This window comes from Vallitalea okinawensis (assembly GCF_002964605.1).
GTDB lineage: Bacteria > Bacillota > Clostridia > Lachnospirales > PQDH01 > Vallitalea_A > Vallitalea_A okinawensis.
Genome location: NZ_PQDH01000002.1, coordinates 76,969 through 98,098, shown reverse-complemented (window position 1 = coordinate 98,098; position 21,130 = coordinate 76,969). Strand labels below are relative to the sequence as shown.

Here is a 21,130-nt window from a genome sequence, read left to right as displayed (position 1 = left end):
CAATTATTATAATTGAATTAGGAAACTTTAGTATATGAAAAGTCCCCTGTTTAGGGGATTTTTTAACTTATATTCTAGGAAGGTGCAAATTATGGAGAAAGTAATAATTGGCACAAGAGGAAGTCTTTTAGCTGTCAAGCAAACCAATCTTGTCAAGAAAATGCTAGAAGAAGTTCATCCTCAATTGTCATTTGAAATAAAGACCATTGTGACTACGGGAGATCAGCATCAAAAGGTACCTATGATTGGTGACAGCGGATCACTAAAGATTGATTTTGTTAAAGAGATAGAACGAGAGCTTTTAGCTGGCAATATTCATTTAGCAGTGCATTCCATGAAAGATATGCCTTTAGTATCTCATGAGGAATTGGTCATTGGAGCTATACCAAAAAGAGAAGATAACCGTGATGTATTGATCTCAGGTGGAAATATACCTCTTTATGATTTTAAAGCAGGAGCTGTTATTGGAACTAGCAGTTTGCGAAGACAAGAAAGCATTTTACATGTGAGACCAGACCTTAAGGTTAAACCTATCCGAGGAAATATTGACACACGTATTAAAAAAATGGAGGCTGGCGATTATGATGGCATCGTATTAGCAGCTGCTGGTTTAAAAAGAGCTGGTTTAGAAGAGCGAATAACTTGTTATTTTACTTATGATGAGATGTTACCAGCTCCGACACAAGGAATATTAGCCATTCAATGCAGAAGAGATGATGAGTCGACATTAAAAATACTCTCTGCAATTAATGACCCAGAAACAGCTATTATGGCTAAGGTGGAGAAAAAATTTGCTAAATTATTTGATGCTGGCTGTCATACACCTATGGGGTGTACAACTTCTTTTGAAGGTGATCAAATGACCATTCAAGGGATGTACGTCTATGAAGGAAATCTCTATAGAGGAACAGCTGAAGGATCTATAAGTAAACCAGAAATATTAGCTGATAGATTAGCAGAAGATATATGGAGGAAGATTAATGGGTAAAGTGTATCTTGTTGGGGCTGGGTGCGGCCAATATCAACTGATTACAGTTAGAGGTAAAAGTTTATTAGAAAAAGCAGATTGTGTTATCTATGACCGACTAATTGATCCTATGCTTCTTAACTATTGTAAAGAAAAAACAGAATTAATCTACTTAGGCAAAGGGAATACAGAAGGTGGAACGTTACAAGAGCGTATCAATAAAACATTGGTTGATAAAGCAAAAGAACATGCCGTAGTCGTCCGATTAAAGGGCGGAGATTCATTTGTTTTTGGACGAGGGGGGGAAGAAATTGGGGCTTTAATCGATGAGGGAATTCCTTTTGAAATGGTACCAGGTATAAGTTCATCATTAGCAGCTCCAGAATATGCTGGAATACCTGTTACCCATCGCGGTATCAGTCGTTCTTTTCACGTGTTTACTGCTCATTTTAGTAAGCCATCCATGATGCTGGATTTTGAGGCTATAGCCCCTTTAGAGGGAACTCTTATTTTTCTCATGGGGGTTGGTAATCTTGACAAAATTGTCAATGGACTAATAAAGGCTGGGAAGGATAAACAGACACCCATTGCACTTGTTGAAAAAGGTGGAAGGACAAAGCAAAGAACAATAACAGGTACTTTAGATACTATTATCAATATTGCTAAGGTGGAAGAAGTGGAACCCCCAGCTGTTATTGTTATTGGTGAAGTTGTTGATCTAAGAAATGATTTTGGTTGGTTCTCAAAACTACCTCTTTATGGTAAAAAGGTATTGGTTACTAGAGCAAAAGGGCAAGAACAATCATTAATTCAAGGAGTATACGATTTTGGTGGTGAGGGTATTCACTTACCTTTATTGGATATTACCTATAGCTTACCTGAAATCCAGTTAAATCAATACAAATACATTTTGTTTAATAGTCCTAATGGTGTCCATAGCTTCTTCCATCAAATTACTGATGTTCGGATTTTAGGAGACAAGAAAATTGGGGCAGTAGGTATAAAGACAAAAGAAGCTCTACTAAAGTATCGAATAACTCCAGATATAATGCCAGAAGTATATGTTTCAGATGTATTAATTAAAGAAACAATAAAAGCATCTAATAGCAATGAGGAGATATTAGTGATTACATCAGATCAGTCTCCACTTCATAAAGTAAATTTTCAAGAAGCTTATGGCAAGACGGTTCATGTAATCACTAGTCACACTACTAGTGCAATCGAATATACGCGAGATGAAATGATAGAGATCTTAAAAGATATGGATATAGTCACTTTCTTAAGTGGTTCATCTGTAGAGTCTTTTCATAATTGTTTGAAAGGTGACTATTCCGGTTTAGAACATCTACACTACGCTTCAATCGGACCTAAAACAAGCCAGCGGATTGTTGCGCATGGGTTAAAGGTAGCTATTGAAGCTAAGGAATATACTGTAGAAGGATTATTGGAGGCAATGACATGTTTAAACGAACAAGATCGTTAAGGAGAAGTGAAGGTATGCGACATCTGTTACAAGATGTTCACTTAACTGCAAAGGACTTAGTGTATCCCATCTTTATTGATGAAGGAGACTTTTATAAAAAAGAAATTCCATCAATGCCAGGTCAATTTCGTTATACAATGAAGAGCTTAAATGAAATAATGAATAACGTGGTAGAAGCAGGGATTGGAGCCGTTATCCTATTTGGTATCCCTGCTGTTAAAGATGAAATGGGAAAAGAAGCATATAATGATGATGGTATCATACAAAAAGCTATTAGATACATTAAGAAACATTACGATATTTTAGTAATCACTGATGTATGTATGTGTGAATATACATCCCATGGTCATTGCGGTATCTTGGAGGAAAATGGTGATGTGAACAATGATATTACCATTGGCTATTTATCCAAGGTAGCCTTATCTCATACCAAAGCAGGTGCTGATATTGTAGCACCATCTGATATGATGGATGGACGTGTACAAGCTATTAGATCTTTATTGGATCAAGAAGGCTATCAACATGTACCTATCATGGCTTATAGTGTTAAGTACGCATCATCTTTCTATGGACCTTTTAGAGATGCAGCAGATTCTGCTCCTAGTTTTGGAGACAGGAGAGCATATCAGATGGACTTCAGACGTCAAAAAGAATACCTTATTGAAGCTGAAGAAGATTTAAAAGAAGGAGCCGATTTTCTCATAATAAAACCTGCTGGTGCTTATATGGATATCATCAAGGATTTATCAGATCGTTATCCCGTACCTATCGCATGTTATCATGTAAGTGGTGAATATGCCATGATTAAAGCTGCAGCTCAAAATGGTTGGATTGATGAAAAGAAAATTGTGATGGAAACCATGTACGGTTTTAAAAGAGCTGGTGCAGATATTATCATTACTTATTTTGCTTTAGATATAGCGGAATATTTGAAGGAGTGTTAAGATGAGCCGATCAAAAGGATTATTTGAAGAAGCTGGACGCATCATACCTGGTGGTGTAAATAGTCCAGTCAGAGCATTTCAAGCTGTTGGTAAAGAGTATCCCGTATTTATAAAGAGCGCTAAAGGTAGCAAGCTTGTCGATGAAGATGACCGTGTTTATATTGATTATATAGGTTCATGGGGGCCTATGATTTTGGGACATAATCCAGATCAAGTACTTAATCGAGTTAAAGAACAACTGGATGAGGGGAGCTCATTTGGGTTACCCACTAAGGGAGAAATTGAATTAGCTAAAAAAGTAGTTGAATTGGTTCCATCCGTAGAGAAGGTTCGTTTAACCACATCGGGTACTGAAGCTACTATGTCAGCTATTCGCCTTGCTAGAGCAGTGACAAAAAGAAATAAAATCATTAAGTTTGATGGCTGCTATCATGGGCATAGTGATTCTTTATTAGTCAAAGCTGGATCTGGATTACTGACTTCAGGTCACCAAGATAGTAATGGTATTACTGAAGGAACAATGAAAGATACCCTTGTACTTCCTTTTGGAGAAATAGATGCAGTAAAGAATGCTTTACAAGAAAATCAAGATATTGCCTGTATTATCCTTGAGCCAGTACCTGCTAATATGGGATTAATCTGCACAGAAAAAGAATATTTGGTAGGTCTAAGAGATCTATGTGATCAATACGGTGTTCTTCTAATCTTTGATGAAGTCATCAGTGGTTTTAGATTAAGTTTAGGGGGTGCCCAAGAAAGGTATGGGGTCATACCAGATTTAACTACATTAGGTAAGATAATTGGTGGTGGATTCCCTGTAGGTGCTTTTGGTGGTAAGAAGGAATTAATGGATCACATTGCGCCAGTTGGCGATGTATATCATGCTGGTACTTTGTCTGGCAATCCGATATCCGTATGCGCTGGGTTAGAAACTCTTACAACTTTACAAGAAAACCACGACTTATATCAAACTCTTGAGAAACGTACTAAGAATCTTGTTAAGAAAATTAAAGAGATTGCAAAAGCATATGACGTATCTATCTGTATCAATCAATTAGGATCACTGTTCACGCTTTTCTTCACAATAAGTGATAGCGTGACATCTCTAAATGATGTTTTGGCTACTTCAACAGAAAACTATAATCTTTACTTCCATGTGATGCTTGAAGAAGGGATAATGGTACCTCCTTCCAAGTTTGAAGCTCATTTTGTATCCAGTGCTCATATGGAAGAGGATTTAGAGTTGACATTAAGTGCTATTGATAAGGCTTTTAAAGCAATAAGTGAAAGAAGTTGATGAGATGCATGATTATTTTCCTCTATTCTTAAAATTAGAGAAGATGCCGTGTATAGTTATTGGTGCAGGACACATAGCTTATCGTAAAATAAGAACCTTGCAGAAATATGGAGCGGATGTAAAGGTATTTACAAAGGAAGTGAAAGAATCTAGGATTAGAGAAGTTCTTCCGAGTAAAAAAATTATTGAGAATGACTTTAAAATGGATACCCTCAAGGAGGCGTACCTAGTTATAGCTGCAACAAATGATGAGGCATTTAACAAGGTAATAGCTGAGTTTTGTATGAAGTACCATATTTTAGTCAACAACATCACTTCACCTGACGATTGTAATATTAGATTTGGGGCTTTAATTGAAGCTGATGATTATCAGATTGCAGTTTCTTCAAAAGGGAGAAATCCAAAAGAAGCAGTAGCTTTACGTAATAATATAAAAGACCATTTAGGTTAAATTTGAAGAAGGACATAATAAGTATAATATTTTACTTACCATGTCCTTCTTTTCTTCTTCTCTTGAAAACAAGTTACTGAGCGAGACTAAATTACTTTTGCTCAGTATAATTTTTAAATGCTAAAACAACCATTATTCATAAGTACTCCTTAATTTCTCTACAAATATTTTATGAATGCTAGGAAAAGAGCCTAATCCTGTCATGATCACTTCAACTTCAAAATCTTCACGAAGTAACTGGCTTTTCCATGAATCCGGTTCATCAGAAGCCATATCATTATGAGCATGATCTCCTGCTACTAATAGAAAAGGCATAATGTTTACTTTTTTTATACCTTTCTCCTTTAAGAGATGAATGGTTTCTTCTAAGAGAGGGATGCCCTCTATGTTTGACATAAAAATATTGGGGTGAATCTTTTTAAAATGATGATCCATACAAAAATAAGTTGCATTTGCAGGATGATTAGTTCCATGACCCATAAATAATAAAGCTTCTTCAGAAGATAATTCTGGTAAGTGGGGTTTAATGGCATTGACAACACGACTATAATCATCACTTGAGAAAAGTAATGGTTGAGAAAGGTAGAGTTTTACTTGATCTTTATAAGCTCTGTATGCCTCTTCAATTTTCTCATATTCATAACCTGGAATGATATGGAGGGGTTGTAGTCTAATGGTATCAAAACCTTCAGAAATGAGTTTTTCAATAGCTTCTTCAGGAGACAGAATATGAACACCTTTATTCCCTAATCTCTTGCGAATGAAGGTTGAGGTAAAAGCTCTGATGACATGGGCATCTGTAAATTCAGCTTTAATAGCTTTTTCAACTGGCTGTATATATGTGTTTATAACATGTTCCATACTGGAACCAAAACTAACAACGACAATTGCATTTTTCATTGATTCAAATCCTTTCAGTTCACAATAATAAAATATATTTTAATCCCGTATCTAAGAATATTACATCTCATTAAGCATTTTGCAGAAGTAATTTTAGTTGCTCATGATTTCTTGGAATTTGTTTTTTAAGCTTATCTGGAAGATTATTATAAAGGTCAAGAACCATAGGACAGGCTAAGTGCGCCTCTTTTAATAGTATCTCATTAGAGAAGATAGTAATAGGGTCTCCCTGACCAATACAATGTCCATTAGAAAAAGCGATGACTTCTTCTGCCCATTCATAAGCTAAGTTGACATCATGGGTTGATAATACGATCGTAATACCTTGTTGATATAAATGATCTAAAGATCTCATGACTAACTGACGATTATATGGGTCAAGCCCAGCCATTGGTTCATCTAATATAATGACATCTGGCTTACTTACCAAGATTGATGCAATGCTCACTTGTTTCTTCTGTCCATAACTTAAATGATGTGTAGGTTGCTCAATTAAATGTTTTAAACCTAGATTATCCATAATTTGATAAGCATTTTTTATTGCTTCATCTTTTTCCATACCAAAATTGATGGGACCGAATATTAACTCATCTAATACGTCAGGTGAAAAAAGGTGGGCATCTGGATCCTGTAGTACGATACCTACTTTTTGACGAATTTGATTGAGGTTTTTTCTATGATAATCTATGGGGTTACCTTCAAAATAAATCCTTCCTTTTGTCGGTTTCAGAAGACCATTTAAATGCTGTATGAAGGTAGACTTACCTGCTCCATTACTGCCAACTAAGGCAACACGCTGATTTTTATGAATTGTTACATTGATGTTTCTTAAAGCCATTGTTCCATTGGAATAACGATAGTCAAGTGACTGTATCTGGTAAAGTGATTGACACATAAATGACCTTCTTTCTAAACAAGTATCCTTAATAATAGTGGCTTACCATTAATAGCCAAAGAATAAAATGATTAAATTGATGATTAAGATGCTTAGTAAATGACTGATTTTAACAGGAGGGTACGTAGCAACTGTGTGCAAAGTACCAACATAGCCTCTTGATTCTAATGAAGTAAATAATTTTCTACCGTAATCAAGAGACTTTATGAATAAAGCCGAAAGTAATGCAGCAAAGGAACGTAAACTTTGTTTATAACCTTTGTAACCAAGTCTTGCATGTTGAGAAAGGTATATTTTTTTTGAAGTTTCAGCAAGAATAAAGATATACTTATAAATAATTAACATCATTTCACATATTATTGTTGGACATTTTAACTTCCTTAATCCCCAAATGACTTGCTGAATAGGTGTCGTCAATACGAGAGAATACATACATAAGAGACAGGAGAAACTTCTAAAAAAAATGAATATGCCTTGGTTTAAACTCGCTGATGTTATGTTTACCGTTATGCCAGAATCAACGGATAGTGTTAAAGCAATGGATAAAGCACCAAACAAAAGAAATGGCAAAAAAGCAAGTAGCATAAGGCTTAGTGTTTTCCAGTTAATTTTTGCTATAAAAAGTAAAAACATATTCAAAAGAACAATTGCTAAAAGATGTGATCTTATCTCTTTAAGTACGAGTAATGTAGTTAATGTTAGTATGCAGCCAATGATTTTTTCGACAGGATGAAGCCCTTTTAAAGGGCTCTCCTGTGCAATGTTATCGATGATCATCTTGTATTACCTGACTTACCTTTTTTATATCCAATATAATAGCCTATGAAAGCAGCTCCAAGTGCCGCTTGAAGAGAAAATAGTAAAGTTTCGATTTCCCCGCTTGCAGGTTCATAAATTGACTCAAACCAAGGTGTGTAGTTAGGATTCATTTCTATGATAGCTTCTTCAGCTTGGGAATCAGCACCAGCGAACTCCGCATTTTCTTGTATATAAAAAGGTACGATGACCAATAGTAAAACAATAAGTAGGAGGAAAATGTTTTTCTTCATTTTAGTTCACACCCTTTCTTATGTTTGACTTTTGAAAGATATGTAAGTTTTCCTTATTGTATTTATAGAGTATATCTATAATCAGTACAGTTAATATACCCTCTGCAATTGCTAGAGGAATTTGAGTTATAGCAAAAATGGACATAAATTTAGTGAATGCACCAATGAAGCCACTATTAGCATCAGGAAAAGCAAGTGCAAGTTGCCCTGATGTAACCATATAGGTTGCTAAGTCTCCAAGTGAGGCAGCTAAAAACACTGATATTTTCAATGATATATTTAGTTTCTTGCACCCTGCGTAAATACCGTAAGCTACCAAGGATCCCACAACTGCCATTGAAAAGACATTGGCGCCTAAAGTAGTAATACCGCCATGAGCTAATAATAAGGCTTGAAAAAGAAGTACGATGGAACCAACAACGGTCATAACAAATGGACCAAAAAGAATAGCACCTAAACCAATACCTGTTGCATGGGAGGTACTTCCTGTCAAGGAAGGCAACTTGAGAGCAGATAGGACAAAGGAGAATGCACCACCAACACCGATTAGCATCAAGTTTTCTTGATGGTCTGCAATCAATTGTTTGATTTTTAAAATACCTAAAATAAAGAATGGTAGAGATACAAGGGACCAAAAAATGCACCAACCTGGAGGTAAATAGCCTTCCATGATATGCATAGCATAGATACGCTCAGGTGTAAACAGAGCCAATAGAAAAAACAGTGATAATAGTAAATAGAAACTTAAATTTTTCTTGATCATAATGATCAACCTCCTTAAAAGACAGAATATTTTCTGTGTTACTTTAAGGATGGGGGTGAAAGAATATTCCATAATTCCCATCCGAAATATGGAATGTTATAAACAATAAGTAAGTCTCCTGGCTTAAACATCAAACCCTATGGACGCCTTCCCAATATAAGTAAGAAACTTATTAATCAGTGGCAATGTACATAGGTAGTTATCACAGTAGCGGTGGCTGCGTTGGATTTACACCGAACTTCCTTTAACTTATTATTTCTTAACATTCAATTGTACTTCTTCAATTTAGCATACCGAAAGAAGTTTTGTCAACGAGATATTTTCGACAGGTTATTCATTCTATTAAGTGCCATAGGACAGTTAACTATCAGTAAAGTATTCTAAAAAAACCTCTTAAAGACTGAAAGAAAGAGGAGTATCAAAAAAAGCATTGACTTTTACTTGTAACGAATTATAATTATAAGTAACTGAATAAAAGGATCGGGTTCTAATCTTCTAATCATTTGATGAAATGCTAATGGATAACATCAAAAGAGAAGATGGATGAAAAGGGAAGATCGGTGAGAAACCGACGCAGCCCCCGCTACTGTAACGAGGATGAAACCAAATACCACTGAAGCTTTTGTTTTGGGAAGGTTGGGAGTAAGTTGAATCGAAGCCAGGAGACCTGCCTTATCCTAACTGTTAGCAATACTTCGGTGGGAAGTTAGGTCTATGAATTGAAAAGATTTTCTATAATCCATTCATATACATAACTGGTCATTGACCAGTTTTTTTATTTTTAAAAATAACCAGACTTAGGAGGAAGGAAAATGAACTACCAAGACTTTTATAAACGCCCGATGAACATTGAAAACAACAGCATGTCTATAATTGAAGCTGAAATGAAATCGCCTGAATCATTTACGAAACAAGAATTACAGATTGTTAAAAGGGTTATACATACTACTGCTGATTTTGACTATGAGAATTTTATTCGAATGAATCATGATTTTATCCAGGCTTTTAGTGAGGCTATCAAAAAAGGATTGCCTATTATTACGGATACTAATATGGTTAAAGCAGGGATTAATAAAAGAACTTTAAGCCAATTTGGATGTGAAATCCATTGTTTTGTAGGGGATGAAGATGTCCGTAAAGTGGCAAGAGAGACTGGGATGACACGATCTGTAAAAGCTATAGATAAAGCAGTTAATACCTTTGACGAAGCCCTGTTTGTATTTGGTAATGCACCAACTGCTCTTGTACGTCTTTTAGAATTAACAGAGCAAAAGAAAGCATTTCCACAAGGGATAGTAGGCGTACCTGTGGGATTTGTTGGAGCTAAAGAGTCTAAAGAGCTATTGGCAAGACATGAAGTACCCCACATTACTACACTTAGCCGTAAGGGTGGCAGTAATGTAGCAGCTGCAATTGTCAATGCAATACTATACATGATTGGTGAGCGGTAGATGGATGGACTGGAGCAATTATTAGGATATACCTATGTAGGTGGTAAGAAATTAAGAAACGGGATTACTACAGGTACCTGTGCCACAGCTGCAGCAAAAGCTGCCTTGGAAATGTTGCTCTCAAAAAGTCGATTAGAATACTGTCGTGTTGATTTGCCAATCGGTAAGAAGCTTGTCATCCCAATAAGTAATATAAAAATGGGGAAGGACTATGTAAGCTGTTGTGTTGTGAAAGATGCAGGTGATGATCCAGACATCACCAATGGTATTGAAATCTATGCCAAGGTAGAGAGAAATGATAGTCAAGAAATTATTATTAAAGGTGGTCAAGGTATTGGTATGGTCACCAAGAAAGGGTTACCTGTTGAATTAGGGAAGCATGCTATTAACCCAGTACCATATCAGATGATCAAAGACGCATGTAAAAAGCTACTACCAGAAGGAGAGGGAATTATTGTCACCATCTATGCGCCTGAGGGTGAAAGGTTAGCTAAGAAGACTTTGAATTCAAAGTTAGGTATTATCGGTGGCATTTCTGTCCTAGGAACAACTGGCATAGTAAAACCTATGTCAGAGGATGCCTATAAAGAATCCTTGCGTATTGAACTAGAAATGTATGTGAAAAACGGTCATTCAAAAGTGATTTTAGTACCAGGTAACTATGGTTATGATTTCTGCCAAGATATTTTAGGTATGAATAGATGGCCTATCATAAAGATGAGTAATTTTGTTGGTTATATGCTGGAACAATGTGAGAGATTAAAAGTTAAAGAAGTTTTGATGGTTGGAGACTTAGGTAAATTCATAAAAGTTTCTGGTGGCATCTTTCAGACTCATAGTAGACAAGCGGATTGTCGTATCGAGTTAATGATTGCGTATGTTGCTTTATTAGGTGGAGATCAGCAACTATTACAGGAGTTGCTTGAAGCATCAACAACAGTTGCGGCAATTGAGATCTTAGTCAAACAGGAATTTAATGAGATACAAAATCTCTATAAAAAAATAGCTGAAGGGGTCACAAGTAGAGCAACCTCTTATTGTCATGAAGAAGTAAATGTAGGGACGGTTATTTTTTCAAGAAGCACTGGTGAACTATACCGGGATAAAAGTGCCGAGCAAATGATAAAGGAGATGAAAAATGAATAAGATTAATGTTTGTGGAATGGGACCTGGTCATCCAGATTATATTTTGCCTCTTGTACATCGACTAGTAGGAGATGCAGATATGTTGATAGGTGGTCTTAGGCATCTAGAGCTATTTAAAACATTTACCGGAATCAAAGTTCCTATAACAAAAGATATCCAAGGTATTGTAGAAACCATCAAAAATGAATATGCCGATAAAAAAATTACAATTCTTGTATCTGGAGACCCCGGGCTATATAGTTTTACTCAGACACTAATGAACTATTTTCCTTCGAATATTTTAGAAGTTTATCCAGGGATATCTGCTGTTCAATATCTCTTTGCAAAGGGGATTATTCCATGGCACGAAAGCTATATAACGAGTTTACATGGTAGAGAATTATTAAAATTAGAAGAAATAGTAGGTGCCCATGAAAAAGTAGCTTTATTTACTGACGCTATTAATCATCCCAATGCTATTGTAAAGCGCTTACAAAATGCCTCTATAAAACATAAACGTATTTTAGTGGGGGAAAATTTGTCTTATGATGATGAATGTATTACAAAAGTAGTATTAGAAGAATGGATTGACAAGTCTTTTAGCCCTTTGAATGTGATGGTGATTTATGATGAATAATAATTATTTAAATATAGAAGATCGTGATTTCATTCGTGGTGAGGTTCCGATGACAAAAGAAGAAATACGCGAATTATCAATAGCGAAATTAAAATTAAAGGATGAACTTACCTTAGTTGATATTGGAGCAGGAACGGGTTCTGTTTCTGTCCAAGCTAGTCGTTACTTGCCTTCTGGAAAAGTCCTTGCTATTGAAAAAAAGGATGAAGCTATAAAGCTTATCCATGAAAATTGTAAAAAATTTGGGTGTAGTAATATAGAAGTTATAAAAGGGCAAGCTGAAGAGATTATTCGTCAGATTTATGATGTAGATCGAATTTTTATCGGCGGTGCCGGAAAAGAATTAGCAGCTATATTATCTTGGGCGTCTCAAGTATTGAAGCCGGGTGGAAGGATAGTAATCAATGCTATACTATTAGAAACTTATCAAGACGCTATGAAAGTATTAAATGACAAAGGGTTTAACCCAAGCAGTATTTCCGTTGATATAAAGAGATTAAAACGACTGGGGACGGGACATTATTATTCACCACTTAACCCCGTTCATATTATTTGGGCTGATAAGGAGTGAAAAAAATGAAAGTTTACTTTATAGGTGCAGGACCTGGCGAACCAGAATACATGACGTTAAAAGGAAAGAGTATTATTGAAAGTGCAGACATTCTCATATATGCAGGATCTCTTGTCAATAAAGAAGTTTTGCAATGGCGAAAAGCAGATAGTATTGTTTATAACAGTGCAGGCATGCACTTGGATGAGGTTATTGACGTGATGGTAAAGGAGAAAGAAAAGGATAAAATAATTGCTAGAGTACATACAGGAGACCCTAGTATCTATGGCGCTATCCGTGAACAGATGGATCGATTAAAAGATGAAAATATAAACTACGAAGTGATACCAGGAGTGAGCTCTTTTGTTGCAGCAGCAGCCTCTCTTGATAAAGAATTCACTTTGCCTGGAGTATCACAAACAGTTATATTGACCCGCAAAGCTGGTAGGACTCCTGTACCAGAGAAAGAAGATCTTAAACTTTTAGCTGCTCATCAAGCTTCAATGGCTATTTTTCTAAGTGTGGGTATGATCGATGAAGTAGTTGAGGATCTAAAGACTCATTATCCAGTGCATACACCTGTTGCTGTTGTCCAACGAGCCAGTTGGCCAGATGAAATAATCGTTTTAGGGAATCTCAGCACTATCTCTGAGAAAGTAAAGGTAGCCAATATTACTAAGACAGCTCAAATTTTAGTTGGTGATTTTTTAGGAGATGATTACGAGCTTTCAAAGCTTTATGATAAAAACTTTACCCATGAGTACAGGAAAAGTGAAGGATGATAGCAATTTATGCATTGACTCAACCAGGAATAAAATTAGCTGAAAAAATAATAGACCAGTTAGAAGATTGCTATCTATTTGTTTCAGAAAGGCATGCTAATGAAAAGTACCATCCTATAGTTGGTAGCTTAAAGCAGAGTTTAACTGAAAATTGGAAGGATTATCATGTGTTCATCATGATCATGGCGACAGGAATAGTCGTTAGATCTATAGATGGGTTACTGGAGAATAAAGCTGTTGATCCTGCAGTACTAGTACTTGATCAAGGTGGTAACTTTGTTATTCCATTACTCTCTGGACATTTGGGCGGAGCCAATGACTGGGCTATAAAGGTATCTGACTTAATTGATGCACAGCCAGTGATAACAACTGCAACTGATGTTCAAGGAGTCCTTTCTTTTGACGTTATTGCTAAACAAAATAAGTGCAAAATTGAGAATTTCCATTACTTGAAGGAAATCTCTTCTGGTTTATTGGAAAATAAAAAAGTGGGGTTATACAGTTCTGTTGATCTTCCTACCCAGCTTCCTAATTCCATTAAACTTGTTGAGCATATTGATGACTTAAAGGCTTTTGAAAGTAAGGTTATCATTTCAGAACGTGTATTCAATATTGATGAGGAAGCCTTAATATTACGACCACCTAGCCTTATATTAGGAATAGGGTGTAGACGTGGTGTAGAAAAAGCTAAAATTGATACAGCACTAAAAGACTTTCTTGGACAAAAGGGTTTAAGTATGTCTTCTATTACTAAGGTGGTCAGTATTGATCTCAAAGCAGATGAACAAGGAATTATTGAATTAACTAGGGAGTATAATATTCCTTTCATAACTTATGGTGTAGATGAAATCTCTAGGGTAATTCATTTATTCGAGGAATCACCTTTTGTTAAAAATGTACTTGGGGTAGGGGCTGTATGTGAACCGGCAGCTTATCTAGGGGCAACGGAGCCAGAGGTTATTGTAGGTAAAGAGAGTTATGATGGGATTACTTTTGCGTTGGTTAAAGAGAGGGCGTATTCAATAGAAATTTAAATTGAGTCAAGCTTATATGGGGTACTATTACGCCAACTGAAAAGATGTCCATGTCTTAGACAGTTGGGTTCACCATCCATGGCTCACTGCTCCATAGCCCCCCAAATAAGCTTTTGGTATTGAATTGGGAAATGTATCAATTAAATAGAGTTATTCATACAACTATTGGAAAGACATTGGGTCTTACACGTCAGGAGTGAGCATAGCAAATGAAATTTGACACTTTATATGGAGGTCTAACATGAAGAATAAACTTTATATCGTGGGGATTGGTTCTGGGGATAGGAAGTCGTTGACTTTGAAAGCTATTGAAGTCATACAGACATGTGACATGATCGTTGGTTATAAACGTTACATCCAATATATAGAAGATTTGATAGAGGATCAAGAGATTTTCAGTACAGGTATGAAAAAGGAAATTGAACGATGCACTAAGGCGTTGGAATGTGCCCGAGAAGGTAAAAAGGTTGCTATGATCAGTAGTGGTGATGCTGGTGTTTATGGTATGGCTGGTCCCATCCTTCAATTAAAAGCAGAAAAATTCCCGGATGTTGATGTGGAAGTAATTCCAGGAATCACTGCTATGAATTTAGGTGCTGCAGCTTTGGGGGCACCGTTAATGCATGATACTGCAATCATTAGTCTAAGTAACTTACTGACCCCATGGGAAACCATTGAAAAGAGGTTAGAACATGCAGCAGCTGGAGATTTTGTAATAGCACTTTATAATCCAAGAAGTAACGGACGACCTCATCTATTGAAAAGAGCTCGTGACATCATAGCAAAGCATAAACAACTTAATACGCCAGTAGGAATTGTCAAGCATGCAGGAAGAGAGAAGGAAGAGTTGTTTTTATCAACCTTGAAAGATTTCAATGATGAATGGGTGGACATGAATAGTATTGTTATAATCGGTAATAGTTGCTCTTTTATCTCTAACAATTTATTCATTACACCTCGAGGTTATCATATATGATTCTCTTATTAGCAGGAACCTCTGATGCAAGGGCAATAGGCACAGAACTAAAGAATAGTCATTTAAAGGTTATTGCAACAGCTACAAGCAACTATGGGAGTCAGTTATTAAGAGAAAATGGCTTGGAAGTTCTTTGTGGAAAGTTAGATGAGGGAGCATTACACAGTGTAGTTCAACAGTACGAGATTTCGGTGATTGTTGATGCGACCCATCCTTATGCCGAAGCAATAAGTCATTTAGCTTTAAATGTAGCAAAGGAGCTGAACATTCTCTATCTTCGTTACGAAAGACCTTCAATTCTTCAAGAACTTTCAATGGATAAAATTGTGGCAGTTCAAGATTATTTGGAAGCCGCAAAAGTTGCCTCACTTGAACAAGGTAATGTTTTATCAACTATTGGAAGTAGAAGGTTAGAGAAATTAGTCATGAGCATACCGTTGGATAGGTTGTTTGTTAGAATATTGCCACAACCAGAAGTCATTAAAGAGTGTTTAGACTTAGGAATTAAGTTAGGACAGATAATTGCAATGCAAGGTCCTTTTTCTAAGGAGCTCAATATGGCATTGTATAAACAGTTTAATATTAAAACAATTATTACTAAGGACAGTGGAGAGATTGGTGGAGCAAAGGAGAAAATTGAAGCAGCGCAGGCGTGTGGTGTTAAGACGATACTCGTAGAGCGACCAGCTATTAAGTATCCCAAAGTATTTAATGAGATCTATGAGCTTCTTAAATACTTACAAAATATGAATTAATATTATTATTTAGAAGCAACAGCCGAAAAGATATCCATGGTCCAGGTAGTGATAGAGAAAGGCTAGTTGGGTTAAGCTTTAAGGAGGCATATGATGAGTGGGAAATTATACGGTATAGGTGTTGGATCAGGAGATCCAGAAGAAATTACAATAAAAGCTGTTAAAACTATCGAAAAATGCGATGCTATTATCGTTCCATTGAGCATGAGAGGTAAGAGGAGTCAAGCATATCGTGCTATTGAGTCTTATCTTGCTAATCAAGATATAATTGAGATGTATTTCCCAATGATAACGGATAAAAAGGTGCTTTTTGAACAATGGGATAAGAATATCAATGAATTAGTTACACACTTAGAAGAAGGCAAGCAGTTAGGATTTGTGACTATTGGCGACGTCTCAATCTACAGTACATTTGCTTATATTATGGATGGCGTTAAGGAGAAAGGATTTGATGTAGAACTTATTTCTGGCATTCCTTCTTTTTGTTCTATTGCAGCCAAGAGAGGTAAAAGTCTTTGTGAATGGGATGAACCTTTGCTTATCTATCCATCTAACTATCAGACAGATAAGATCGAGTATTACTTAAAGGAATTTGATAATGTAGTGTTAATGAAAGCTGCAAAGGCATTTGACCAGATCGTTGACCAATTGGAGGAACAACAATTATTGGATCAAGCCTATATGATCACAAAATGTGGTTATGAGGAAGAAGAGATTTGTAAAGATCTTATAAGTAAAAAAGGTACAAAAATTAATTACTTATCTACTATTATTGTGAATAAGAAACGGGGTTAAGTGATGAGCATACCTAAATTAGTCATAGCGGGTACCCATAGTGGAGCGGGCAAAACAACTGTCACCATGGGGCTATTGAAACTACTTTCTAAGAGGATGAATGTTCAGTCTTTCAAAATAGGTCCTGATTATATTGATCCTAGCTTCCACACCTATATAACTGGGGAAAAGTGTAGGAATCTTGATAGTTTTTTGTTAGAAGAGAACACCATTAAATATCTCTTTAATAAGAATTCTAAGGGAAAAGATGTGTCCATTGTTGAAGGCGTTATGGGGTTATTTGATGGGGCAAAGCCAGATAACGATTTGGGGAGTACAGCTCATGTAGCCAAGATACTTAAAGCACCTGTGATATTAGTAGTGGATGCAAAGGCCATGGCAAGAAGTAGTGCTGCCATCGTAAAAGGTTACTCTGAATTTGATTCTGATCTTCAAGTACAGGGTGTAATTTTCAATCGCGTAAGCAGTGAAGCACATTATGAATTGTTAAAGGCAGCCGTGGAGGCTTATACAGATATTAAGCCCTTTGGTTACGTTAAAAATGATGCAGCAATTACATTACCCTCAAGACATCTAGGTCTTATACCAAGTGTAGAACAAGAAGGGCTAAATGAACGACTGGATTTACTTGCTTCTTCCATGGAAAGAACCATAGATGTGGATGGATTACTTGAATTAGCAGCTACACCCGACTCCACACAAGAACTACACTACTTGGAACCATCTATTACACCCTTGGGGAGAAAGATTAAAGTAGCAGTTGCTTTTGATGAAGCCTTCAACTTTTACTATTGGGATAACTTAGATTTACTTCGTGCTTATGGTGCTAGTATACATTTTTTTAGCCCTTTGCGAGATCAGATGCTACCTGAAGATGTGGATTTGTTATATATAGGTGGGGGATTTCCTGAGGTTTACATGAAAGAATTAGAGAATAATCGTTCCATGCGACTTTCAATACTTGAAAACTTAGAGAGGGGTCTTTATTGTATAGCTGAATGTGGAGGATATATGTACTTAACCAATGAGATTGAAGATTTGGATGGAAATAAAGCTTCTATGGTTGGATTCATTAATGGGAAAAGTAAGATGACAGAAAGGTTGCAGCGATTTGGTTACGCTAACCTTGAACTTGCTGATTCGTCCCTTTACGGTATAGCAGGAAGAAAAATTAAAGTGCATGAATTTCATCGGTCCATCGTTGAACTAGAGGAAGAAAAAGATTTGCTATTTAACATGAACAAGATTAGAAATGGCAGAGAGTCTAAGTGGCAATCTGGTATGCAAAAGTATCATACTTTATGTGGATATCCTCATATCCACTGGTACAGTAACTTTGAATTTATAGAAAATCTTTTAAATGTTATTTAACCAATACAGGCACATGTCTTATGCTGATATGTGCTTTATTTCATTTACCCATATAATATGGAATAATTTGAAGTAAACAGGTTTACTAAAAAGACGAAACTTGAATAATCTATTTGTAACTTGTCAAAAAATTTGGTATAATTTTCTCATGGAAATAAAAAAGGAGGGTGTTGACAAAGTATACGTTGCAGTAAAATCTAAATAAACTATGTGGTGGTGTTATGAAGAATAAATTTTATGATCAATTCAAATTCATGTCCAGCCTATTACTTTTTTTCTCAATAGTTAGTTCTGTGATTATAGCTAGTAGATACATGTTCTTTGACGATAGGAGTCTTATGTTTTTGATATGGAATATCTTCTTAAGTTGGGTTCCATATATTATTTCTCTAATTATTTATAGAAGAAAAATGATTATAAAACGCGGCAGGTCATGGGTTAATCATTTATTAACTTTGATGTGGTTATTTTTTTACCCCAATACACTATATATAATCACAGATGCGTTACACATAAAAAGTCGAGTTGATTACTACTTTAATAACGACATTGTTGTCATGGACAATGGCGGTTGGCTTAAATTTTGGTTACTAATATTCGTGATCTTACTTGGTTTTATTATGGGGATTATCTCGTTATATGCAATGCAAAATATACTTGATTCCAATTATGGACCATTATTTAGTTGGGGATTTGTCGCAATTGTTATGGTTCTCAGTAGTTATGCTATATATATAGGTAGATATTTAAGACTAAATAGTTGGGATATTTTAAATCCAATAAAACTATTCAATAATGTGATCCAAACATTACATATGGATATGCTATCTTTTGTCGGATTATTTACAATGATGTTATTATGTGTGTATGTGCTCTTTTATAATTTAATAAGTTTAAGAAAAGGAGCGTAAAAGCTCCGTTTTCATCTTCCTTTTAGTGTGAAATACCACTACTTATAGAGAGAAAAAATTGATGTGTTTTTATTTTATAGGAAATTTTACTATTCGAAAAACCTAGATAAAAAATATACGATAAGGTGATTAGGATGAAGAAGCTTAGAAATATAAACATTTTACTACTCGTATCATCTATTATTTTATTAGCTGTTCTAGGATCTATATTCATTATTACTCAGGAGAATGCTAATTTATTTAATACCCCCAAGATGACTACAGTAAGTGCAAAGGAAGAAAAGAGTATTTTAATATTACATTCCTATGATGCAGTTTATCAATGGACCAATCAACTTCATTCAGGGATTATAGAGCAAATTGAAACCATCGAACAAACATCAAATTATAAAATTACATATTATGTTGAATATTTTGATACGAAATTACATTATTCAGATGAATATTTTGCACAGCTTTATGAAGAGCTACTAATGAAATATGGTGATATGGCTATTGATGGTATTATCCTTACAGATGATAATGCTTACGAATTTATAACAAAAAATCGAGAAACATTATTTAAAGATGAACCTATTGTAGCCATTGGTATTAATAATTTATATACAGTAGAAGAGATACAACCTCTTACAACTGTTATATCTGATAAAGTTGATTACGATAGGGCTTTTAAGGAAGCACTTATGGTTAACGAAGATACCAAAAATATTAAAGTTATCGTAGACCAAACAACAACTGGTATTTATTTAAAAAAAGAATTAGAAAAAACATTAGAACCTTATAGTGAAACATATAATGTTGAGTATCTGGATCAATATTCGTATTCAGATTTACAGAGAGTTTTGTATGAGGCAACACCAGAAGATTTGATATTTTATAGTGTTTTTGCTCAGGATGCTAATGGTAAACGATTTAATCCAACCTATGCTTTACGAGATTTTTCTGAGATATCATCGGTTCCTATTTTTTGTTTTTTTGAATATGAAATAGAAGATGGTGGTTTTGGTGGCTACGTAGTTTCCGAAATGACATATGGAAAAACAGCAGTGGAAACCTTAGAAAAGTATTGGAGTGGTATTGACTTACCCTCTATTATACAAGACAAGCAATTATTTAAGTTCTCAATTTATGATTATTCAAAAATAAAAAGATACCATATTACTGAAGCTTCATTACCTGAAAGTGCAGTGTTAGTAAATAAACCACCAAGCTTTCTAGATCAATATGGATTAATACTTCTTTTTTTCTCAATCATAATGGCTTTATTGTTAATGATTATTGCTCATTTAATGGCAGTCAACAAACGACAAACAGTCATTGAAGAGAAGAATAGCGAAGTCATTGATTTATCTAATGAATTAATGGATACGCAAAAGGAACTTATTTATATGTTAGGTAATGTAATAGAAGTTAGAAGTCTAGCAACTTCTGATCATGTAAAACGTGTAGCCGAGTTATCCTATTTATTAGCGATTAAAGCGGGCCTACCAGAAAATGAAGCTGAAAACTTAAAAATAGCTTCGGCTTTACATGATATAGGAAAGATTGGTGTACCTGAGAAAATTCTTATGAAACCAGGGAAATTGACAAAAGAAGAATTTGAAACTATTAAAACCCACACTAAGCTAGGTAATGACATCTTAAAAAGTTCTAAACGTGAACTCTTTGAGATGGCTCGTATTATTGCTTATGAACATCATGAAAAATGGGATGGATCTGGTTATCCAAGAAAATTAAAGGGTGAATCCATACATATCTATGCACGAATAGTAGCTATAGCTGATGTGTTTGACGCGTTAAGTAGCAAACGTTGCTATAAAGATGCGTGGGAGAGAGAACATATTATGGAATATTTTAATGATCAAAAGGGTAAGCAATTCGACCCAAGGTTAATAGAACTCTTCTTCTTAAATCAAGAAGAATTTATTGAGGTACGAAAAAAGTACAGCCATAAAGAGCAAGAAGTCGTTTAGATGAGAAAATATTATTTTAGG

Annotated in this window: 22 protein-coding genes and 2 riboswitches; of the genes, 17 read left to right on the top strand and 5 right to left on the bottom strand. The window is 35.3% G+C overall.

The window, feature by feature from the left end; translation table 11 throughout:
* Positions 1 to 91 precede the first annotated feature (91 nt).
* Genes hemC through C1Y58_RS05625 form a run of 5 tightly spaced genes read left to right on the top strand, consistent with a single transcriptional unit; the run spans position 92 to position 5,142 of the window.
* Positions 92 to 988 carry a hydroxymethylbilane synthase gene (gene hemC, locus C1Y58_RS05645; protein WP_207655716.1) on the top strand — a complete coding sequence of 299 codons (897 nt, stop codon included), beginning with the start codon at positions 92 to 94 and terminating at the stop codon, positions 986 to 988.
* On the top strand, positions 981 to 2,450 hold the full coding sequence (cobA, locus tag C1Y58_RS05640; RefSeq protein ID WP_105615042.1) for a uroporphyrinogen-III C-methyltransferase: 1,470 nt from the start codon (positions 981 to 983) through the stop codon (positions 2,448 to 2,450). The genes hemC and cobA overlap by 8 nt, the downstream gene beginning before the upstream one ends.
* Complete coding sequence (hemB, locus tag C1Y58_RS05635) at positions 2,426 to 3,394, top strand: porphobilinogen synthase (protein WP_105615041.1); 969 nt, start codon at positions 2,426 to 2,428, stop codon at positions 3,392 to 3,394. The genes cobA and hemB overlap by 25 nt, the downstream gene beginning before the upstream one ends.
* A 1-nt stretch (position 3,395) precedes the next feature.
* A complete protein-coding gene (gene hemL / locus C1Y58_RS05630; protein WP_105615040.1) occupies positions 3,396 to 4,691 on the top strand; it encodes a glutamate-1-semialdehyde 2,1-aminomutase in 1,296 nt (431 codons plus the stop codon).
* A 4-nt stretch (positions 4,692 to 4,695) separates the two neighbouring features.
* Positions 4,696 to 5,142 (top strand): precorrin-2 dehydrogenase/sirohydrochlorin ferrochelatase family protein, encoded by a 447-nt coding sequence (locus tag C1Y58_RS05625; RefSeq protein ID WP_105615039.1) that lies wholly within the window; start codon positions 4,696 to 4,698, stop codon positions 5,140 to 5,142.
* 132 nt (positions 5,143 to 5,274) lie between these two features.
* Here the strand turns inward: C1Y58_RS05625 and C1Y58_RS05620 are convergent, their stop codons facing one another.
* The 5 genes from C1Y58_RS05620 to C1Y58_RS05600 all read right to left on the bottom strand — a co-directional run bounded on the left by C1Y58_RS05620 (position 5,275) and on the right by C1Y58_RS05600 (position 8,746).
* Positions 5,275 to 6,042 carry a sirohydrochlorin cobaltochelatase gene (locus C1Y58_RS05620; RefSeq protein WP_105615038.1) on the bottom strand — a complete coding sequence of 256 codons (768 nt, stop codon included), beginning with the start codon at positions 6,040 to 6,042 and terminating at the stop codon, positions 5,275 to 5,277.
* Positions 6,043 to 6,112: 70 nt separating this feature from the next.
* Positions 6,113 to 6,937: an energy-coupling factor ABC transporter ATP-binding protein gene (locus tag C1Y58_RS05615; protein ID WP_105615037.1), complete on the bottom strand. Its 825-nt coding sequence runs from the start codon at positions 6,935 to 6,937 to the stop codon at positions 6,113 to 6,115.
* 48 nt (positions 6,938 to 6,985) lie between these two features.
* Positions 6,986 to 7,714, bottom strand: a complete 729-nt coding sequence (cbiQ, locus tag C1Y58_RS05610) for a cobalt ECF transporter T component CbiQ (RefSeq protein ID WP_105615036.1) — start codon at positions 7,712 to 7,714, stop codon at positions 6,986 to 6,988.
* The gene (locus tag C1Y58_RS05605; protein ID WP_105615035.1) at positions 7,711 to 7,986 is read right to left on the bottom strand and encodes an energy-coupling factor ABC transporter substrate-binding protein; all 276 of its coding nucleotides are present in this window, start codon (positions 7,984 to 7,986) and stop codon (positions 7,711 to 7,713) included. The genes cbiQ and C1Y58_RS05605 overlap by 4 nt, the downstream gene beginning before the upstream one ends.
* A 1-nt stretch (position 7,987) precedes the next feature.
* Positions 7,988 to 8,746: an energy-coupling factor ABC transporter permease gene (locus C1Y58_RS05600; RefSeq protein WP_456300733.1), complete on the bottom strand. Its 759-nt coding sequence runs from the start codon at positions 8,744 to 8,746 to the stop codon at positions 7,988 to 7,990.
* A gap of 94 nt (positions 8,747 to 8,840) precedes the next feature.
* A riboswitch (cobalamin riboswitch) is annotated at positions 8,841 to 9,017 on the bottom strand.
* 232 nt (positions 9,018 to 9,249) lie between these two features.
* Positions 9,250 to 9,438: riboswitch (cobalamin riboswitch) on the top strand.
* Positions 9,439 to 9,561: 123 nt separating this feature from the next.
* On the opposite strand from C1Y58_RS05600, the gene C1Y58_RS05595 reads away from it, so the two are divergent.
* From C1Y58_RS05595 to C1Y58_RS05540, 12 genes are all read left to right on the top strand, one after another.
* Complete coding sequence (locus tag C1Y58_RS05595; protein WP_105615033.1) at positions 9,562 to 10,200, top strand: precorrin-8X methylmutase; 639 nt, start codon at positions 9,562 to 9,564, stop codon at positions 10,198 to 10,200.
* Entirely contained in the window at positions 10,201 to 11,346 is a 1,146-nt protein-coding gene (gene cbiD, locus C1Y58_RS05590; protein ID WP_105615032.1) for a cobalt-precorrin-5B (C(1))-methyltransferase CbiD, read from the top strand. It abuts the gene before it with no gap.
* Positions 11,339 to 11,962, top strand: coding sequence for a precorrin-6y C5,15-methyltransferase (decarboxylating) subunit CbiE (gene cbiE, locus C1Y58_RS05585; protein ID WP_105615031.1), 624 nt, complete (start codon positions 11,339 to 11,341; stop codon positions 11,960 to 11,962). The genes cbiD and cbiE overlap by 8 nt, the downstream gene beginning before the upstream one ends.
* Before the next feature lie 49 nt (positions 11,963 to 12,011).
* The gene (gene cbiT / locus C1Y58_RS05580) at positions 12,012 to 12,533 is read left to right on the top strand and encodes a precorrin-6Y C5,15-methyltransferase (decarboxylating) subunit CbiT (RefSeq protein WP_157949969.1); all 522 of its coding nucleotides are present in this window, start codon (positions 12,012 to 12,014) and stop codon (positions 12,531 to 12,533) included.
* 5 nt (positions 12,534 to 12,538) lie between these two features.
* A complete protein-coding gene (gene cobM / locus C1Y58_RS05575) occupies positions 12,539 to 13,294 on the top strand; it encodes a precorrin-4 C(11)-methyltransferase (RefSeq protein WP_207655715.1) in 756 nt (251 codons plus the stop codon).
* The gene (locus tag C1Y58_RS05570) at positions 13,291 to 14,328 is read left to right on the top strand and encodes a cobalt-precorrin 5A hydrolase (protein ID WP_105615028.1); all 1,038 of its coding nucleotides are present in this window, start codon (positions 13,291 to 13,293) and stop codon (positions 14,326 to 14,328) included. Before cobM ends, C1Y58_RS05570 begins: the two co-directional genes overlap by 4 nt.
* Positions 14,329 to 14,569: 241 nt before the next feature.
* Complete coding sequence (gene cobJ / locus C1Y58_RS05565) at positions 14,570 to 15,304, top strand: precorrin-3B C(17)-methyltransferase (RefSeq protein ID WP_105615027.1); 735 nt, start codon at positions 14,570 to 14,572, stop codon at positions 15,302 to 15,304.
* Positions 15,301 to 16,059, top strand: coding sequence for a cobalt-precorrin-6A reductase (locus C1Y58_RS05560; protein WP_105615026.1), 759 nt, complete (start codon positions 15,301 to 15,303; stop codon positions 16,057 to 16,059). Before cobJ ends, C1Y58_RS05560 begins: the two co-directional genes overlap by 4 nt.
* A gap of 93 nt (positions 16,060 to 16,152) precedes the next feature.
* Positions 16,153 to 16,854 carry a precorrin-2 C(20)-methyltransferase gene (gene cobI / locus C1Y58_RS05555; RefSeq protein ID WP_157949968.1) on the top strand — a complete coding sequence of 234 codons (702 nt, stop codon included), beginning with the start codon at positions 16,153 to 16,155 and terminating at the stop codon, positions 16,852 to 16,854.
* Positions 16,855 to 16,857: 3 nt separating this feature from the next.
* Positions 16,858 to 18,225: a cobyrinic acid a,c-diamide synthase CobB gene (locus tag C1Y58_RS05550; protein WP_105615024.1), complete on the top strand. Its 1,368-nt coding sequence runs from the start codon at positions 16,858 to 16,860 to the stop codon at positions 18,223 to 18,225.
* 221 nt (positions 18,226 to 18,446) lie between these two features.
* A complete protein-coding gene (locus C1Y58_RS05545; protein WP_105615023.1) occupies positions 18,447 to 19,136 on the top strand; it encodes a DUF1361 domain-containing protein in 690 nt (229 codons plus the stop codon).
* A gap of 134 nt (positions 19,137 to 19,270) precedes the next feature.
* On the top strand, positions 19,271 to 21,109 hold the full coding sequence (locus C1Y58_RS05540) for an HD domain-containing phosphohydrolase (protein ID WP_105615022.1): 1,839 nt from the start codon (positions 19,271 to 19,273) through the stop codon (positions 21,107 to 21,109).
* Positions 21,110 to 21,130 lie beyond the last annotated feature (21 nt).

Excerpts from the sequence above, each read along its gene's own strand:
- hemC (WP_207655716.1), top strand. The coding sequence starts at position 92 with ATGGAGAAAGTAATAATTGGCACAAGAGGAAGTCTTTTAGCTGTCAAG.
- C1Y58_RS05545 (WP_105615023.1), top strand. The coding sequence starts at position 18,447 with ATGAAGAATAAATTTTATGATCAATTCAAATTCATGTCCAGCCTATTA.
- C1Y58_RS05615 (WP_105615037.1), bottom strand. The coding sequence starts at position 6,937 with ATGTGTCAATCACTTTACCAGATACAGTCACTTGACTATCGTTATTCC.
- hemB (WP_105615041.1), top strand. The coding sequence starts at position 2,426 with ATGTTTAAACGAACAAGATCGTTAAGGAGAAGTGAAGGTATGCGACAT.
- C1Y58_RS05550 (WP_105615024.1), top strand. The coding sequence starts at position 16,858 with ATGAGCATACCTAAATTAGTCATAGCGGGTACCCATAGTGGAGCGGGC.
- cobM (WP_207655715.1), top strand. The coding sequence starts at position 12,539 with ATGAAAGTTTACTTTATAGGTGCAGGACCTGGCGAACCAGAATACATG.
- C1Y58_RS05620 (WP_105615038.1), bottom strand. The coding sequence starts at position 6,042 with ATGAAAAATGCAATTGTCGTTGTTAGTTTTGGTTCCAGTATGGAACAT.
- cobI (WP_157949968.1), top strand. The coding sequence starts at position 16,153 with ATGAGTGGGAAATTATACGGTATAGGTGTTGGATCAGGAGATCCAGAA.
- C1Y58_RS05560 (WP_105615026.1), top strand. The coding sequence starts at position 15,301 with ATGATTCTCTTATTAGCAGGAACCTCTGATGCAAGGGCAATAGGCACA.
- cbiT (WP_157949969.1), top strand. The coding sequence starts at position 12,012 with ATGACAAAAGAAGAAATACGCGAATTATCAATAGCGAAATTAAAATTA.
- C1Y58_RS05595 (WP_105615033.1), top strand. The coding sequence starts at position 9,562 with ATGAACTACCAAGACTTTTATAAACGCCCGATGAACATTGAAAACAAC.
- cbiD (WP_105615032.1), top strand. The coding sequence starts at position 10,201 with ATGGATGGACTGGAGCAATTATTAGGATATACCTATGTAGGTGGTAAG.
- cobA (WP_105615042.1), top strand. The coding sequence starts at position 981 with ATGGGTAAAGTGTATCTTGTTGGGGCTGGGTGCGGCCAATATCAACTG.
- cbiQ (WP_105615036.1), bottom strand. The coding sequence starts at position 7,714 with ATGATCATCGATAACATTGCACAGGAGAGCCCTTTAAAAGGGCTTCAT.
- hemL (WP_105615040.1), top strand. The coding sequence starts at position 3,396 with ATGAGCCGATCAAAAGGATTATTTGAAGAAGCTGGACGCATCATACCT.
- C1Y58_RS05540 (WP_105615022.1), top strand. The coding sequence starts at position 19,271 with ATGAAGAAGCTTAGAAATATAAACATTTTACTACTCGTATCATCTATT.
- C1Y58_RS05605 (WP_105615035.1), bottom strand. The coding sequence starts at position 7,986 with ATGAAGAAAAACATTTTCCTCCTACTTATTGTTTTACTATTGGTCATC.
- cbiE (WP_105615031.1), top strand. The coding sequence starts at position 11,339 with ATGAATAAGATTAATGTTTGTGGAATGGGACCTGGTCATCCAGATTAT.
- C1Y58_RS05570 (WP_105615028.1), top strand. The coding sequence starts at position 13,291 with ATGATAGCAATTTATGCATTGACTCAACCAGGAATAAAATTAGCTGAA.
- C1Y58_RS05625 (WP_105615039.1), top strand. The coding sequence starts at position 4,696 with ATGCATGATTATTTTCCTCTATTCTTAAAATTAGAGAAGATGCCGTGT.
- cobJ (WP_105615027.1), top strand. The coding sequence starts at position 14,570 with ATGAAGAATAAACTTTATATCGTGGGGATTGGTTCTGGGGATAGGAAG.